The 16,451-nt window shown below is 69.3% G+C and carries 12 protein-coding genes and 1 pseudogene; 9 read left to right on the top strand and 4 right to left on the bottom strand.

Annotation, left to right across the window (positions count from 1 at the left end):
- Positions 1-1,731 (bottom strand): annotated as a pseudogene (locus JWP28_RS17370) (Localization factor PodJS); the annotation flags it as partial.
- A gap of 73 nt (positions 1,732-1,804) precedes the next feature.
- Here JWP28_RS17370 and JWP28_RS17365 point away from each other — a divergent pair.
- Positions 1,805-2,101, top strand: a complete 297-nt coding sequence (locus tag JWP28_RS17365) for a hypothetical protein (RefSeq protein WP_366143823.1) — start codon at positions 1,805-1,807, stop codon at positions 2,099-2,101.
- A 15-nt stretch (positions 2,102-2,116) separates the two neighbouring features.
- Here the strand turns inward: JWP28_RS17365 and JWP28_RS17360 are convergent, their stop codons facing one another.
- Entirely contained in the window at positions 2,117-4,156 is a 2,040-nt protein-coding gene (locus JWP28_RS17360) for a winged helix-turn-helix domain-containing protein (RefSeq protein ID WP_299544886.1), read from the bottom strand.
- Positions 4,157-4,361: 205 nt separating this feature from the next.
- Here JWP28_RS17360 and JWP28_RS17355 point away from each other — a divergent pair, with 205 nt between their 5' ends.
- Positions 4,362-4,802, top strand: coding sequence for a hypothetical protein (locus JWP28_RS17355; protein ID WP_299544884.1), 441 nt, complete (start codon positions 4,362-4,364; stop codon positions 4,800-4,802).
- Between the two features lie 150 nt (positions 4,803-4,952).
- Here the strand turns inward: JWP28_RS17355 and JWP28_RS17350 are convergent, their stop codons facing one another.
- Positions 4,953-6,638 (bottom strand): bifunctional lysylphosphatidylglycerol flippase/synthetase MprF, encoded by a 1,686-nt coding sequence (locus JWP28_RS17350; RefSeq protein WP_299544882.1) that lies wholly within the window; start codon positions 6,636-6,638, stop codon positions 4,953-4,955.
- 312 nt (positions 6,639-6,950) lie between these two features.
- On the opposite strand from JWP28_RS17350, the gene JWP28_RS17345 reads away from it, so the two are divergent.
- From JWP28_RS17345 to JWP28_RS17320, 6 genes are all read left to right on the top strand, one after another.
- On the top strand, positions 6,951-8,183 hold the full coding sequence (locus JWP28_RS17345) for an acyl-CoA dehydrogenase family protein (protein ID WP_299544880.1): 1,233 nt from the start codon (positions 6,951-6,953) through the stop codon (positions 8,181-8,183).
- An 85-nt stretch (positions 8,184-8,268) separates the two neighbouring features.
- Positions 8,269-9,498, top strand: a complete 1,230-nt coding sequence (locus tag JWP28_RS17340; protein ID WP_299544879.1) for an acyl-CoA dehydrogenase family protein — start codon at positions 8,269-8,271, stop codon at positions 9,496-9,498.
- Between the two features lie 83 nt (positions 9,499-9,581).
- Positions 9,582-10,775 carry an acyl-CoA dehydrogenase family protein gene (locus tag JWP28_RS17335; protein WP_299544877.1) on the top strand — a complete coding sequence of 398 codons (1,194 nt, stop codon included), beginning with the start codon at positions 9,582-9,584 and terminating at the stop codon, positions 10,773-10,775.
- 204 nt (positions 10,776-10,979) lie between these two features.
- Positions 10,980-12,194, top strand: coding sequence for an acyl-CoA dehydrogenase family protein (locus tag JWP28_RS17330; protein ID WP_299544875.1), 1,215 nt, complete (start codon positions 10,980-10,982; stop codon positions 12,192-12,194).
- Positions 12,195-12,371: 177 nt separating this feature from the next.
- A complete protein-coding gene (locus tag JWP28_RS17325; protein WP_299544873.1) occupies positions 12,372-13,460 on the top strand; it encodes an acyl-CoA dehydrogenase family protein in 1,089 nt (362 codons plus the stop codon).
- Between the two features lie 254 nt (positions 13,461-13,714).
- Positions 13,715-15,178, top strand: coding sequence for a cytochrome c peroxidase (locus tag JWP28_RS17320; protein WP_299544871.1), 1,464 nt, complete (start codon positions 13,715-13,717; stop codon positions 15,176-15,178).
- Between the two features lie 47 nt (positions 15,179-15,225).
- Here the strand turns inward: JWP28_RS17320 and JWP28_RS17315 are convergent, their stop codons facing one another.
- Positions 15,226-15,516, bottom strand: a complete 291-nt coding sequence (locus tag JWP28_RS17315; protein WP_299544869.1) for a hypothetical protein — start codon at positions 15,514-15,516, stop codon at positions 15,226-15,228.
- A 122-nt stretch (positions 15,517-15,638) separates the two neighbouring features.
- Here JWP28_RS17315 and JWP28_RS17310 point away from each other — a divergent pair, with 122 nt between their 5' ends.
- The gene (locus JWP28_RS17310; RefSeq protein ID WP_299544867.1) at positions 15,639-16,295 is read left to right on the top strand and encodes a DUF1003 domain-containing protein; all 657 of its coding nucleotides are present in this window, start codon (positions 15,639-15,641) and stop codon (positions 16,293-16,295) included.
- Positions 16,296-16,451 lie beyond the last annotated feature (156 nt).

Raw genomic sequence — 16,451 nt, 5'->3', positions numbered from 1 at the left:
GCGCGGCGACGGGTCGGGCGCGTGCAGCGTGTCACCACGGGGCGCGGCGGCCCGCGCGGCCGCGCGCGCCTGCTCGATGACCTGCCGGGTGGAGAGCGGCGGCGCTTCATTCCGGATCGGCGGCGCGTCCAGGTCGAAGGGATCCTCGTCCCGCTCGGCCTCGGCGATGGGCGCAAAGGCGTCGACGGCCGCGAAGTCCTCCTCGCCGAAAGCCGGGTTGCCGGGATCGAGCGCCGGCTGGCTGACCGGTTCGGCGCGTGAGAACAGCTCAGCGCCGAACACCAGCGGCGCGGCCGGCAGCGCCCGCTCCGCGGCTTGCGACCGTACCGGCTCCGGCGTGGCGGCAGGCGCGCCTCTCGGCTCGGCGGCGGGTTCGGCAGCAAGCCGGTCGCGGGCGCCCTCGAGCAGCCTGGCGGTGCGGTCCTCGCTCTGGCGGAGGCGTTCGGCCAGGTCGCTGGCGGCGCGCTCGTGCCGCTGCTCGATGCGTTCGGTGACCTGGGCGACCTGCTCGCCGACGTCGTCGATGGCCTGGGCGGCGCGGCGCTCGGACTGGATGATGCGGTCGGTGAGCCGTTCGGTGATGCGGCCAATCTCCGCGCCCAGCCGCTCCAGCGCCTCGGCATGCAGCTGGTCGGTGCGCCCGAGGCGGTTCTCCACCGCGCCGGCGATGCGGGCGATCTCGCCGCCCACCTGCTCGATGGCCTCGGCGCTGCGCAGCTCGGCGCTCTGCACGCGCCGGCTCAGGGTTTCCGCCATGCTCAGGACTTCCCGGCCCATGGTCTCGATAGCGCGCGCCGAGCGCTGTTCGACGGCGGCGACTTCCTCGGCCATCCGGCCAAGGCGCGCTTCCACCTGGTCGGACCCCGTGGCGGCGAGCCGCCCGGCGACCTCCGCGCGGGCCGCCTCGACGCGCTGGGTCAGCTGGTCGCCCAGCGCCTCCAGCCGGTGATCCATGTCGCGGCGCACGCTGCCGTCGGCGACGTGCATCCGCTGGTCGAGCTGGACGAGCGACTCCCGCAGGCTCTCCAGCGCCTCGCCGGTGCGGGCTTCGGCGTCGGCCATCCGCTGCCCCAGGCGCGCCACCACCTCGTCGATAAGCGTCGCGGGATCCGCCTTGCGTTCGGCGAGCGTCAGCCGCACTTCCAAGCTAGCCAGGGTCTCGCGGCTGCTGGCTTCCCCGTCGGCGACGCGGGAGGCCACGCGGGTGACCGCATCTTCCAACGCCTTCAGCGCCTCGGCCGAGCGCGGCCCGGACACCTCCTCGATGCGCCGCAGCCGTTCGGCGGCGGCAGCCTGGTCGGCCGCGAGCCGCTCGCCCGCCGCGTCGAACCGGGTGACCACCGCCAGTTGTTCGCGCTCCGCCGTCTCCAGGCGGGCCATGGCCTGGCGCACGGAATGCTCGACGCCGGAGATGGCGAGGCCGGCGCGCGTCTCCGAGGATTCGATGCGGTCGGTCAGCAGATCCAGCGCGAACGCGATCCGTCCCAGGTCATCGGGCTCCGAGCTGATCGCAGGGGTCGGCATGAAGGACTTCGGCGTCTCGGCAACGGCGCGCAGCGGCCGCACGCCAAAGTGCGCCTGCGAGGTTACTTCTTCGGGAACATCGTCTTCGAGAATGACGCGGTTCAGCCACTCGCCGAGGGTCATCCCCGAACGACGCGCCAGCTCCTTGGCGACCTCCCGAGCCTTCGGGTCGATGCCTTTGACGCTCCAGGGCGCCGCCGCCGTCATCGAATCGCCCCTCCTTGGACTGAAGGACGCTACCACCGTTCCCTAGGGTGTAAACGAAGTCCTAACACCAGATATGGTGGTCTACACCTCAGAGCTGTGGACGGTTCGGTGGTCCGGCGAGGGCCCGCTTCCGTTCGCCGGGCCGGCCTGCGATACGGCGTCGCAGATGGATATCGCGCTCACGCTCATGATCGGCGCCAGCCTCCTGGCGCTGGCGGTCTTCGCCGGCTGGCGAGGCGCTCGGCCGCCCAATCCGCATCGCGGACCGCGGCTGATGCCGTGGCGTTTCATCATGCTGCTGGCCGCGGCGGGGCTGTTGCCGATCATTATCCACATGGTGAACCTGATGGGCGTCACTACCGGACATTAGAGCGCGCCCTAGCCTTTAGGCCCGCCAGTCCCGGCCGCGCCGGTACGGTCCCGTCATCTGGCCGGCGGCCCGGGCGGCGCGGCGTGAATCGATCAGTTCCGCCAGGCGCGCGTCGCTGCGCCAAAGCGCGGCGTAGCGCGGATCGCTGCGCATCGGCTGGGGGAATTCGGCGGGGCCATAGGGCAAGGACGCCACCCAATAGAGAGAGCGGCCGGCCAGCGCGCGGGCCAGGAGGTCGAGCGCACGCGGCGTCGCCCCGGACCAGGCGTATTCCATGGCGTAGATGAAGAGCAGATCGACGCTGGCCCGACCCTGCTGGGTCGCGGCCAGGCCCTGCCCGGCGCCGTCGAAGGCCGCCACGTCGGCGTCGACCATGGAGAGCAGATCCCCGGGCGCACCCCCCAGCGCGGCGATGGCGGCGTCGGTTCGCGCGATCAGGGCCGCGATCGTCGGCGGCATCGACCGTCCGCGCCAGAGTTCGTCCGTTACGTTCGCCTTCAGTCGCCTGAGCGCGCCGACGTTCGCCTCAGCCAGATGCATCAGATAGATTTCGCGGATCAGGAAGGCATTGGCCGGACCAGCCGCCAGTTCCAGGTCGTAGCGCTTCAGCGCCGCGTCGCGTTCGCCGGCCAGATAGAGAAGCCGTGGCAGGGCCACCCGCCGATAGGGGTTTTCGGGGTCGAGCCGGAACACCTCGCGGGCATGAACCAGGCCCTCCTTGGCCCGCCCCAGTTCGCCGAGTTCGTAGCCATAGGCCCAGTGGGCGTCGGTGAGGCTGGGATTGGCGGAAATGGCGCGGCGGAACAGGTTCTCCGCCTCGGTCCAACGCCAGTCGAAGCGCCGATAATAGTCGCCAAGCGCCGTAAGCGCGGCGGGGTCGTTGGGGTCGGACGTCAGCGCGCGGCGGATGACGTCGGCCGCCGCCGAGGCCCGCTCGGCGATCGTCGCCGGCTGGGCCGCCAGCGCGCGCGTCCAGCCGTTCCGCGTGAGGTTGGCGATGACCAGCAGCGCCGCGACGTCGCCCTGGTCGATCCGCAGCGCCGCCTGCGCCAGGTCCCAGGCCCGATCCGCCGCGTCGTTTCCCTCGGCGTCCCGGCCAATCATGCGCAGCGTGCGACTCCTCTGCAGGAGGTCCTCGGCCTCCAGCACGTTGCGGAAGACCACCGGATCGCGCCGGCGCAAGGCTGGCGGCGCGTGGAGCCGGTCTGGCCCTATGCGGCCGGCCAGCGCCTCCGTGGCGGCGGCCGAGGCGCCGTCGAGCAGCGCGAAGAGGTCGTCCAACCGGCCGTTCTGCGTCTGGCTCCAGACCTGCACGCCGGCGCCTGGATCGATGAGCTCCAGGCTGATCCGGACCGCGCCGGCGCTCTCCGTCACCGCGCCGCTGAGCAGCAGGTCGGCGCTGAGCCTTCTGGCGACCTCGGCCAGGCTCAGCTTCCGCTCGGCCAACGGAAACGACGAGGTATCGGCGATGACGCGCAGCCCGCCGACGCGGGAGAGCGCATCGCGCACCGCCCGGGTCAGGCCCAGCGAAAGATAGGCGGCCCGAGGATCGCCGCTCAGGTTGCTGAACGGCAGGACCGCGAGGGTCAGGGGCTCGTAATGCGTAGGACGCCATCGATCGCGCAGCAGGACTGCGCCGCCGCCGGCGAGCGCGACGGCCATCGCGCCGCCCGCCAGCGCGGCTCGGCGGCTTATGGGATTGTCCCTGCCCGAGCCGGCGGCGGCCGGTCCGGCAGCGTCCGCCAGCGCCAGCCGATAACCCACCCGGGGGATGGTCTCGAGCTCGTAGCCGAGGCCGTCCGTCAGCTGAGCGAGCCTTCGCAACTGCACCATGACGCGGGTGATGGCGTCCTCGCCGACGACGCGCCCGTCCCAGCACTCGGCGATCAGGGCGTCGCGCGAAACCACCGCGCCGCACGCGTGGGCGAGCATCACCAGCACCTGCATGACCCGCGGCTGCAGGACTTTCCGGCCGCCCGGCCAAGTCACGACGCACGTCGGCGGCGAGACTTCGAGCAGGCCCAGATGGAAGGTCGCCTCCGCAGCGAGATCCATGTTGCGACACCCCCAAGCCCGGGCAGGCTAGCACAGCTTGCGCGAGCCGCCAGCGTTCGGCGAACCCGGCTCGACATCTGGGATCGGGGATAGATCGTCTCGCGGTCGGGGATAGATCGCCCGGCGATCCTGTCGCTGCGCCCGCGCACGTGGCCTGCTCTACCCGCCGGAAACACCGGCCTGAAACATCTGGGGGAACCGAACCATGAAGATACTTGCCGCAGCCTTGTTGCTCGTCTGTGCGCCCGTCGCGGCCCAGGCGGCTGACAACTTCACCTTCACGACCACAGGAAAGACCATCGACGGCGTGCGCGTCCCGGCTCAGGGGGTCAGCTTCCAGGGCGCCCAGATCACCAGCTTCAGCACCGACGTGATCTACGGCGACGGCCACAAGGAGACGGTGGGCGGCAAGTGCTCCGTCTGGAAGAACCCGCCCGGCGCGCAGTTCGACCAATCGGGCGTGTGCACCTCTCCCGGCGCCTACACCATGCAGTACAGCTGTCAGCCGGATCAGGCAAAGGACGGGCTGGAATGCTGGGGCTACCTGATCGGCGCCGCCGAAAGCCGCTACAAGGGCCGCACCGGCCTGGTCACCTACCATTCTTCCGCCAAGGGCATCGCGGGCGTGGGGCGCTGGAACGACTGATCCGCGGGGGCGAAGCACGCAACGCGGCTCATCCCGCGAAGCGGGCTTGTTGAACCACGGAAGACACGGAAGCGTTGCGCGCGGAGTTGCGGCCGGTTCCGTGTTTTCCGTGGTTTGATCCTTCGGCGCCGGCCGAGAACCTTAGGGGCGTCACGCCGCCGCCGCGGCCGGCTCGTCCGCTTTCTTCGGCTCCTCGACCTTCCTGGGCCGTTTGGCGAGGCCGGCGACGCCGCCGGACGACAGCAGCCCGACGTCGGCCATCAGCCAGGGGATCGACCACTTGTGCGGGGCGGCGCAGTAACGCGGCTGCCAGAGCGGGTCGTACTTGTCCTTGAACCGCCGCACGCCCTGGAAGTTGTAGATCTCCTCGCCGCGCTCGAAGAGCAGCCGGCCGACCCGCGACATCATCGGCGCCAGCGGCCGGTCGTCGAGACCCGCCAGCGGCGCCATGCCGAACTCGAAGGCCGCGTAGCCGTTCTCGCGCCCCCAGTTGATCAGCTCGACGAAAAGGTAGTCCATGACGTTGTTGGGCGCCTCGTCGGCGTAGCGCATCAGGTCCATCGAAAAGGCGCTGCGGCCGGCCGTGGTCCAGAGCGTCGCAAACGCCATCGGCTTGCCGTCGACGCGCACCAGGGCCACCGGGAACTCCTGCACATAGCCCGGCCAGAAGCCGCCCATGGAGAAGCTCTTCTCCCCACCCGCGTGGTGCGCGAGCCACTGGTCGGAGATCACCTGCAGGGTCGGCAGCATGGCCGTGACCGCCTCGCCCTCAAGCACCTCGAAGGTCGCGCCGGTCTCGCCGAGCTTGCGCCAGGCCCGCCGCGCCGTGCCGCGCTTGCGGCCCTCCATGGAGAAGGTCTCCAGCGGCACGGCGGCGCTTTCGCCCACCTTCTGGATGGAGAAGCCCAGGTCGACGATCTCCGGCAGGTCCTCGGCGCTGAGGCCGTGGACGCCCGGCCGCGCGGCGTGGGAGTCGGCAAGCTCGCGGAAACGCCACATGAGCTCCGACCGCTCGTCGCGGCGGCCGACCGGCGCGCCCAGCGCCACCCAGGCCCGCCCGCGCACGCCGAACATCAGGAAGCTTTCGCCCGAGGCGGAGAACAAGAACCGCTTGTCGCCAAGCAGCGCCAAGTTCGAACCGGGCTCGGCGGACTCGGCCTTGGCGAGGATCGCCCGCACCCGCTCGAAGTCCGGGTCGGTTTCGCCCACCACCGGCGGCGTGGCGGCCGAGACGAACAGCCGCCAGAGGCCGAAGGCGAACAGCAGCAGCGCAGCGGCCGCCCAGGCCCGCATGGCCCGCTCGGCGTCCGCGTCGGCCATCATTCGCCACCAGGGCCGGTCGGCGTAGTCGGAATGCTGGAAAGACCAGAGGCCCAGCAGGCCGGTCCCGACCACCGCGCAGGCGGCCGAGAACAGCCAACCCGGGGTGATCTCCATGCGGGTCAGCCGCGAGCTGCGCGGGAAGGCGCCGCGGAACGGCGCCAGCAGCACCGCCAGCGCCGCCAGGGCTGCGGTCTCCTCCCAGTTGAGCCCCTTCAGCAGGGCGAGCGTCGCGGCCAGCAGCAGCGCGCCCATGGTCGCGCCCCAGGCAGCGTCGAGGCGGGCGCGCAGGCCGAAGGACAGCAGCACCAAGGCCAGCCCGAGTATGCTGGAGAGGAAGTGGCTGGCCTCGATCAGATAGACTGGGGTGATCTGGATCAGCCGCATGAAGCGCACCGGCTCCGACGGCGTCGCCCCCGAGGCCAGCAGCATCACGCCTGCCGCCAGGGTCAGGATGGCGGCCGTCCAGGGCGCGAGCGCGAAAGCCGCCGGGCGAAGGTCTTTAAGGAACTGCATCCAGGCCTGTCGGTCTGCCAAAGGGATCGGGCCTTATAGCCGCAATTCGTGACCAAACCTCGCCTCAAACGTCTGTTTGGTCCCGCTTGCTCTCGCAAGGCGCGGCGCTAAGGTGGCGGCCTGTTCCCTGGTGTGCTGGATTTGAAGTTCGCCTCAGTTTTGGGCCGAACGCTGAGCGAACTTCAAATCCAAGAAGCACACCAGGACCGTTGGCTTGCTAGTGTCCTTGTCGATTCCGAAGTTCGCCCAATGCCGGCCGCAAGTGCTGGCGAACTTCGGAATCGGGACACTAGATGAGCGTTGGAGACCGCCATGGCTGATTTCGGCGCCGCCGACCTCGACACCTTCCGCGCGGAGGTCCGTGCCTGGCTGGAGGCGAACTATCCGGCCGAGCTGCGCGCCGCCGACGCCAAGACCGATCCCGAGGCCGTCTGGGGCGGGCGCGCCTTCGAGGGCGAAAGGGGCTCTGGGGACCCGCAGATCGTCTGGATGAGGCGCGTCGCCGAGAAGGGCTGGACCGCGCCGACCTGGCCCAAGGAATACGGCGGCGGCGGGCTGACGCCGCAACAGGCGCGGGTGGTCGACCAGGAGATCGCGGCCGGCCGCTACCGCCCGCCGCTGCTCTCGTTCGGCATCTGGATGCTGGGCCCCGTGCTGCTCGAATACGGCAGCGAGGCGCAGAAGAAGGAGCACATGCCGAGGATCGTCCGCGGCGAGATCCGCTGGTGCCAGGGGTACTCGGAACCCGGCGCCGGATCGGACCTCGCGAGCCTCGCCACCAAGTGCGAGGACAAGGGGGACCACTGGCAGATCGACGGCCAGAAGGTGTGGACGAGCTATGCCGACAAGGCCGACTGGTGCTTCTGCCTGGTGCGCACCGACGCGACCAAGAAGCACGAGGGCATCTCGTTCGTGCTGATCGACATGCGGACGCCGGGCGTCGAGACCCGGCCGATCAAGCTGATCAGCGGCGAGAGCCCGTTCTGCGAGACGTTCTTCACCGGGGTGAAGATCCCCAAGGACAACCTGGTCGGCAAGATCAACGGCGGCTGGGAGATCGCCAAGCGGCTCTTGCAGTACGAGCGGCAGAACATCTCGGCGGGTTTCGGCGAGGGCGGCGGCGTCGGCGGCGGCGCGGCGGGCGACCTCGGCGAGGTGGCCAAGCGCTATGTGGGGACCGAGGACGGCAGGCTGGCCGACCTCGACCTTCGCCAGCGGATCACCCGCAACAAGATGGACTTCCAGGCGCTGCGCCAGACCATCGGGCGGACGGCGGCGGAATCGCGGGCGGCCAACGGCCCCTCGGCGGCGACCTCGATCATCAAGTATGCGGCGGCCGAGTTCGCCAAGGAGCGCGCCGAGCTGATGGTCGAGACCATGGGCGGCCAGGGCCTCGGCTGGGAAGGGGAAGGCTTCAGCCCGGCGGAGACGGCCGCGGCGCACGGCTGGCTCCGGACCAAGGCCAATTCGATCGAGGGCGGCACCTCGGAGGTCAACCTGAACGTGGTGTCCAAGCGGGTTCTGGGGCTTCCTGACCCGAAGTAAGGGGGCCGACCCGAAGTAGACGGTTTGGGCGGCGGTCTATTTTGGCCGGGCCCGAGGGATTTGAATTTTCGAAGGCGAGATTTCGATGGCGGATTTCGGCGGCGACGTTGAGGCCTTCCGGGCCGAGGCCCGGGCGTGGCTGGAGGCGAACTTTCCCGAAGAGCTGAAGCGCGACCCGGCGCAGCAGATGGCCGCGGCCATGGGCCTCCCTGAATCGGCCGCCGCCTGCGCTTGGCGTCGGGCCATGGGCGAGCGCGGCTGGGGCACGCCGACCTGGCCGGCGGAATACGGCGGCGGCGGGCTCAGCCGCCAGGAAGCCCGGGTGCTGGCCGAGGAGATGGCCAGGATCGGCGCCCGCAACCCGATCGGCGGCATGGGCGTGATGATGTTCGGCCCGACGCTGATCGAGTACGGGTCCGAGGCGCTGAAGCGCCAGCACCTGCCGGGCATCATCAAGGGCGAGGTCCGCTGGTGCCAGGGTTACTCCGAGCCGGGCGCGGGATCGGACCTGGCCAGCCTGCAGACGCGGGCCGAGGACAAGGGCGACCACTGGCTGGTGAACGGCTCGAAAATCTGGACAAGCGGGGCGAACCTGGCCGACCGCTGCTTCTGCCTGGTGCGCACCGACCAATCCAAGAAGCATGAGGGGATCAGCTTCCTCCTGATCGACATGACCCTGCCGGGGGTCGAGGTGCGGCCGATCCGGCTGATCAACGGGACCTCGCCGTTCTGCGAGACCTTCTTCACCGACGTGAAGGTGTCGAAGGACCAGCTGTGGGGGCCGCTGAACGGCGGCTGGACGATCGCTAAGCGGCTCCTGCAGTTCGAGCGGGAGAACATCTCGGCGGGGCTGGGCGGCGGCAACATCGGCCAGGCCATCCCGCTGCCGACGGTGATCGAGGCGGCGCGGGGCTACGTCGGCGTCGACGAGACCGGGCGGCTGGCCGACCGCGACCTGCGCCGGCGGCTCACCGACCACCTGATGGAGGCCCGGAGCTTCCAGCTGACCGTGCGGCGGGCGGCCGACGAGGCGAAGTCGAACCAGGGCCCGAGCGCGGCCACCTCGATCATGAAATACGCCGGGGCCAAGATCGCCCAGGAGCGCAACGAACTGCTGGTGGAGGCCATGGGGGCGCAGGGCCTCGGCTGGGCGGGCGAGGGCTATTCGCCGGCCGAGCTCACGGCCCTGCGCACCATGTTGCGCTCGAAGGGCAACTCCATCGAGGGCGGCACCTCGGAGATCAATCTGAACGTGGTGTCCAAGCGGGTGCTGGCCCTGCCTGACCCAAAGTTAAAGGGGGCGGATCCCAAGTAGACGGGAGACTCCAAACGTCCGCAGTTCCGTGCTAGGCTTATGATTAACTTATTGAAAAGATAAGGTAATAGGGAGATTTCGAGATGGCCGACTTCGGTGGCTCCGATCTGGACGCCTTCCGCGCCGAGGCGCGCGAGTGGCTCGAGGCCAACTTCCCAAGGTCGCTGGCCAACCAGCCGACCGCGATGCTCCCCGGCGGCGAGGCGCTCACCGAAGACGGCAAGCTGTGGAAGCAGAGGGTGGCCGACAAGGGTTGGGGCGCGGCCACCTGGCCGACCGAATATGGCGGCGGCGGGCTGTCGGGCGCCCAGGCCCGGGTGTTGCAGCAGGAGATGGCCCGCATCGGGGCGGAGAACCCGGTGGCCGGCATGGGCACCTCGATGTTCGGCCCGACGCTGCTCGAGTACGGCACCGAGGAGCAGAAGCGCCGCCACATCCCGCCGATCGTGCGTGGCGAGCTGCGCTGGTGCCAGGGCTACTCCGAACCGGGCGCGGGCTCGGACCTGGCAAGTCTTCAGACGAAATGCGAAGACGCCGGAGATCACTGGAAAATAAATGGCCAGAAAATTTGGACAAGTGGCGCACAATACGCCGACTGGTGTTTCTGCCTTGTGCGCACGGATACTTCCAAGAAACATGAAGGCATCAGCTTCGTGCTGATAGACATGCATCAGCCGGGCGTGGAGACGCGGCCGATCAAGCTGATCGCCGGTAATTCGCCCTTCTGCGAGACCTTCTTCACCGACGCGCGGGCCGAGAAGAACGACATGGTCGGGCCGCTGAACGGCGGCTGGACGGTGGGCAAGCGGCTCTTGCAGCACGAACGGTCGGGCCAGGGCGGCGGGCGGATGATGGCCGGCGCCGACGTGGTCAGCCTCGCCAAGCAGTACGTCGGCCTCGACGACAAGGGCCGCATCGCCGACGCCGACCTGCGCACCCGGATCGCCAGGCACCAGATCGACGCCAGAGCGCACAGCCTGACCATGCAGCGCGCGGCGGAGGAGGCGAAGGGCAACATCAACCCCAGCGCCACCACCTCGGTGATGAAGAACTCCGGCACCTGGATCGGCCAGGAGAAGGCCGAGCTGACGCTGGAGATCATGGGCCATCAGGGCCTGGGGTGGGAGGGCGAGGCGTTCTCCAAGGACGAGCGCGAAGCGGTCCGCACCTGGCTCTCCGGCAAGGCCACGACGATCTTCGGCGGCAGCCAGGAAATCCAGTCGAACATCGTGTCGAAGCGCATCCTGGGGCTGCCGGATACGACGCAGAACGGGTGAACTATTTGATTGTCCACGAACCACACGAACCACACGAACGGGGGCTCAGCTCCGAGCGTAGGAGTTGGTCGAGGTCGCGCGCCGACGGCGCGCAGTGTGACTGCAAAATGACTTGAACTGTTCGTGTGGTTCGTGTGGTTCGTGGACCTATTGGATCGATCGCCGCCTTCGGGACGAGCGGATTATTGATGGAGCATTTTAGAGATGGCTGATTTTGGCGGTACGGACCTCGAGGCCTTTCGCGTCGAGGCGCGCGACTGGATCGCGGCCAACTTCCCGCCGGCGCTGAAGGGCCGCGCCAACCCGATGATGCGGGAAGAGCGCGCGAACCCCACGCCCGAGCAGGAGCAGTGGCGCGAGGCCATGGGGTCGATCGGTTGGGGCGTGCCCACCTGGCCGGCGGCCTACGGCGGCGGCGGGCTTTCGGGCGCCGAGGCCCGTGTCATCCAGCAGGAGTTGAACCGCGCGGGCGCCTACAACCCGATCGGCGGCATGGGCGTGATGATGTTCGGCCCGACGCTGTTGGAATACGGCACCGAGGCGCAGAAGCAGGAGCATATCCCCCGCATCGTGAAGGGCGAAGTGCAGTGGTGCCAGGGCTTCTCCGAGCCGGGCGCGGGCTCCGATCTCGCAAGTCTTCAGTGCAAGGCCGAAGACAAAGGCGACCACTTCGTCATCAATGGGCAAAAAATCTGGACAAGCGGCGCACAATTCGCCGATTGGTGCTTCTGTCTTGTGCGGACGGATACTTCCAAGAAGCATGAGGGTATCTCGTTCGTCCTGTTCACGATGCATCAACCGGGCGTCGAAGTCCGGCCTATCAAGCTGATCAGCGGCAACTCACCTTTCTGCGAAACCTTCTTCACCAATGCGATCGCCAAGAAGTCAGACCTGGTCGGGCCGCTGAACGGCGGCTGGACCATCGCCAAGCGGCTGCTGCAGCACGAGCGCTCGGGGCTCTCGGGCGCCGGCGGCGGGGGCGGCGGCATGTTCGGCATGAGCAAGCCGCTGGAGGCGCTGGCCAAGGACTACGTCGGTGTGGACGACAAGGGCCGGATCGCGGACGCTGACCTGCGCGCGCGGATCATCCAGAACCAGATCGACGCGCGCGCCTTCCAGCAGACGGCGGTCCGCGCGATGCTCGAGGCCAAGGGCAATTCCGGCCCGTCGGCCGCCACCTCGATCATGAAGAACGCCGGCACCAAGGTGATGCAGGACCGGGCCGAGCTGACCCTGGAGATCATGGGCGCCCAGGGCCTCGGCTGGGAGGGCGAGGCCTTCTCCGCCGACGAACTCGCCGCCGTCCGCGGCTGGCTGGGCGGCAAGGCCGTGACGATCTACGGCGGCTCCTACGAGATCCAGGCGAACATCATCTCCAAGCGGATCCTGGGATTGCCGGACCTGACGCAGAACCACTGATCATGAACACCCAACCTCCCTCTTGATCGTCATGGCCGGGCTTGTCCCGGCCATCCATACGCACCGCCGCCCGGGGATTGCCTGCAGCGGTCGAGCGTATGGATCCCCGGCACAAGGCCGGGGATGACGAGCGGGAGGGGTTTCAAGAACAACACGGATTTCACGAGGAAAAACCACATGGCCGTTCTGAGCGAAGAACAGAGCATGCTGCGCGACGCAGCCAAGAGCTGGGTGCAGGAGAAGAGCCCGGTCACCGCCTTCCGCAAGATGCGCGATAGCGGCGCCGAGCTGGGTTACGACGCGAACGCCTGGAACGAGATGGCCGAGATGGGCTGGGCGGGCGTGATCATCCCGGAGGAGTACGGCGGGTCGAACTTCGGCTACCTGTCGCTGGGCCTGATCCTGGAAGAGCTCGGCCGCACGCTCACCGCCTCGCCGCTGCTGGCCTCGGGCCTGGCCGCCGCCTCGGCCCTGATCCTGGGCGGCAGCGACGCGCAGAAGTCCGCGTGGCTGCCGAAGATCGCCGAGGGCGCGGCGGTCGGCGCGCTCGCCGTCGACGAGGGCGCGCACCACGCGCCGGAGAAGGTGGCGGCCACCGTCAAGGGCGGCAAGCTCACCGGCAAGAAGGCCTTCGTGCTGGAAGGCATGGCGGCCGACCTGTTGATCGTCTCCGCCCAGGGACCTGACGGGCTGGGCCTCTTCCTGGTGAAGGGCGACGACCCGGGCGTGACCCGCACCCGGCTGCACCTGGCCGACAGCCGCGGGGCCGCCAACATCGAGTTCAAGGACGCCGCGGCCGAGCCGCTGACCGGCGGCGCGGACCTGCTGGAAAAGGTGCTCGACCGGGCCCGCGCCGGCGTCGCCGCCGAGATGCTGGGCTCCGCCGTCCAGGCCTTCGAGACCACGCTCGACTACCTGAAGGTGCGCGTGCAGTTCGGCCAGGTGATCGGCTCCTTCCAGGCCCTGCAGCACCGCGCGGCCAAGATGTTCACCGACCTGGAGCTCTCGCGCTCGGCGGTCGAGGCGGCGCTGGCCGCCATCGACGCCGACAGCCCCGACGTGCCGGAGCTGGCCAGCCTGGCCAAGGCCAAGATGGGCGACACCTTCCACCTGGTCTCCAACGAGATGGTGCAGATGCACGGCGGCATCGGCATGACCGACGCGCATGATGCGGGGTTCTACCTGAAGCGGGCGCGGGCGGCCGAGGCGGCGTTCGGGAACCAGGCGTACCACCGGGACCGGTACGCGCGGATCCAGGGGTACTAAGCCGCTCTGAAAGCCAAAGCCGTCACGGCGCCGGAAAAATCACCGCCGGACACGTGACTTGGCCGTCGATTGGACCATATTTCCGGGTAAGCGCAGCCGACCGTTCGGGAGACCGACGGTCGGCTGCGCCGAGGCTCCATCTCCAAACACGTGGAGAGCCCGATGGCGCGCATGGACCACGGCGCAACACATGGCGGCCCGATCCGCCTGCGCCGCGGCGCGGGGGATCCCGGGTGAGAGCCGCCCGGGCGCTCGTGCCGATCGCGGCGATCCTTGCAGCGGGCGTGGTCTATGCCGCATGCAGCGCAGGCGGCCCGAGCGCGCAGAAGGGCGACGCGTCGCTTTCGCCTGCCGCCCAGCGGGAGATCGCCCAGGTCGAGGCGGAGATAGACCGCATCGAGGCGAGCACGCTGCAGCGGGTCGCGGCGCCGCCGGACAATCAGGTCCAGCAGGTCGAGCTGCTCGGCAAGCTCTTGCTGTACGACAAGCAGCTGTCGGTGAACCGTAACGAGGCCTGCACCCTGTGCCACATGCCGGAGACCGGCTTCACGGGCCCGGTGTCGGAGCTGAACCGGACGACCGGCTCCTATCCCGGATCGGTGCGAACGCGGTTCAGCAACCGCAAGCCGCAGACGCACAGCTACGCTCCGCTCGCGCCCGTGCTGCACTTCAATCGCGCACAGGGCGATATGGTCGGCGGTAATTTCTGGGACATGCGCGCGACCGGACGCCGGCTGGGAAACCCAGCCGCCGAGCAGGCGCAGGGGCCGCCGACCAATCCGGTGGAAATGGGCCTGCCGGACAGCGCCTGCGCCGTCTACCGCGCCTCGCAGCGGCCCTACCGCGGCATGTTCGAGACGGTGTGGGGCAAGCAGGCCTTCGCGATCGCGTGGCCGCGGAACGTGGACCAGGTGTGCAACACCCCGGGGCCGCCCACCGCCGCGGATCCCTTGCCGGTTCATCTCAGCCCGCTGGATCGCGGTCGCGCAGCGGCCACCTTCGACCAGATGGCGCAATCCATCGCCGGCTATGAAGCCTCGGCGGAGGTGACGCCGTTCAGTTCGAAATACGACGCCGTGCAGGGAGGCAAGGCGAAGTTCACGGCGCAGGAACAGGCGGGTTACGCCCTGTTCCGCGGCAAGGCGCGGTGCAACGAATGTCACCGTGACGGCGGGCCCGGCGAGGAACCCATGTTCACCGACTTCACCGCCAGCAACATCGGAACGCCGGCCAATCCGCGACTGCCGTACTACGCAGAAAATCGACCGGATGCCCAAGGCTATGCGGCCAATCCCGCGGGACGGTCGTACGTCGATGGGGGAGTCGGCGTCTTTCTCGCCGGCGGGGCGGTCCTGAGCCGGCCCTCCGCGGTGGACGCCCGATGGGCCGGCCAGGCTGCGGGCAACATGGGGCGTGTACGGGTGCCGACCCTGCGCAATGTCGACAAGCGCCCCTATCCGGCGTTCGTCAAAGCCTATGGCCACAACGGATACTTCACCAGCCTCAAGGCCATCGTGCACTACTACAATACCCGCGACGCCCTGCCGCGCTGCAAGGCCAACGACCCCGGCGAGGGGAAGACGTGCTGGCCCGCGCCGGAAACCACCCAGAACATGAACACCAGCAAGATGGGGCGCCTGGGCCTGACGGACGCGGAAGAGGACGCGATCGTGGCGTTTATGAAGACGCTCTCGGACGGGTTTACGCCGGTGGGGTAGGGGTGGCGGCGAGACGCTGGCGGAAGAGCTATCGTGGACGCCCCGGCTCAGGCCTTCGCCAGCCGCCTGCGGTTGGCGCGGACCTTGCGGCGGTAGCCGGCGACGGCGCGGGCCGGGGCGAGGTGGCCCTGGCCGGTGAGGACGCTGGTCATGAGCTGGGCCTGGGTCTCGGCGGCGGCGCGCAGCTTTTCGGCGACCATCAGCTGGGCTTCGGCCGCGGCCGCGGGCCCTCCGACGGCGAACTTCATCATGCGAAGGGCAATGACGCCTTGCGCCTCCGCGCCCAGCCACAGGCTGTCCATGCCGAGGTGTAACCAGGGATTGCCGCGACGGCTCATCAGGCGTTCTCCCGCCCCGAGCGGGCGCCTGGGGCCAACGGGCGACGGGGCCGGGGCGTTCCGCCAGCCCTTGCGGCGGCGGCGGCTTGCCCGGAAAGCCGCGCTGGCGCGTTACGCCCGGCATGACCATGCCCGACACCGAGACTGCTGCGACGTCCGCGCCGATCCTGCCCGAGCACATCGAGCAGACCATCCAGGCGATCGCGCGGCTGCACGTGGAGCATCGGCGCGGCGCCACAGGGCTGCAGCGGATCGTCGACGGACTGACGCGGTTCTTTGGCCGGCCGCGGTTCGCGGGCCTGCTCACCCTGTTCATCCTGGGCTGGATCGCCTTCAACAGCCTGCCGCCCGGCGGCTCTCGCGCGGCGTTCGATCCGTGGCCGTTCAGCGCCCTGCAGGGCCTGGGGACGCTGACCGCGCTGTTCATGACCGTCTTCATCCTTATCACCCAGCGGCGCGACGACCAGTTGAGCGAACTTCGCGAGCAGCTGACCTTGGAACTGGGCATGCTGTCGGAGCAGAAGGCCGCCAAGATCATCGAGCTTCTGGAGGAGCTGCGGCGGGATTTGCCGAATGTGCAGAACCGCGTCGACCGGGAGGCGACGGCCCTGTCGCGGCCGGCGGATCCGGAGGCGGTGCTGGAGGTGCTGAAGGAAAACCAGGCCGGGGCCGCGGCGGGGGGCGCCACGGAGGCGCAGACACCGGCTGCGCCAGGCGCCGGCGCGGCGGGGCCGCCGGGAAACACCGACGCGGGCCCGCCGCTGGTCGACGTGCCCTAAGCGTGGGCGGAGCCGAAGCGCGGCGGCGCGTTGCTAAGGCCAGGCTTCCCGCTGGAGGGCGCCGAACGGAGATTTTGATGCGCCTTTCCCTGATCGCTGCCGCCGCCGTCGCCTGCCTCGCGCTCGGCGCCTGCTCCAACAAGACCCAGAACGAAG

The sequence above is a fragment of the Phenylobacterium sp. genome (assembly GCF_028290885.1).
In the GTDB taxonomy this organism is placed as follows: domain Bacteria; phylum Pseudomonadota; class Alphaproteobacteria; order Caulobacterales; family Caulobacteraceae; genus Phenylobacterium.
The sequence above is the reverse complement of the archived record's forward strand: the minus strand, read 5'-3'. Positions and strand labels throughout refer to the sequence as shown.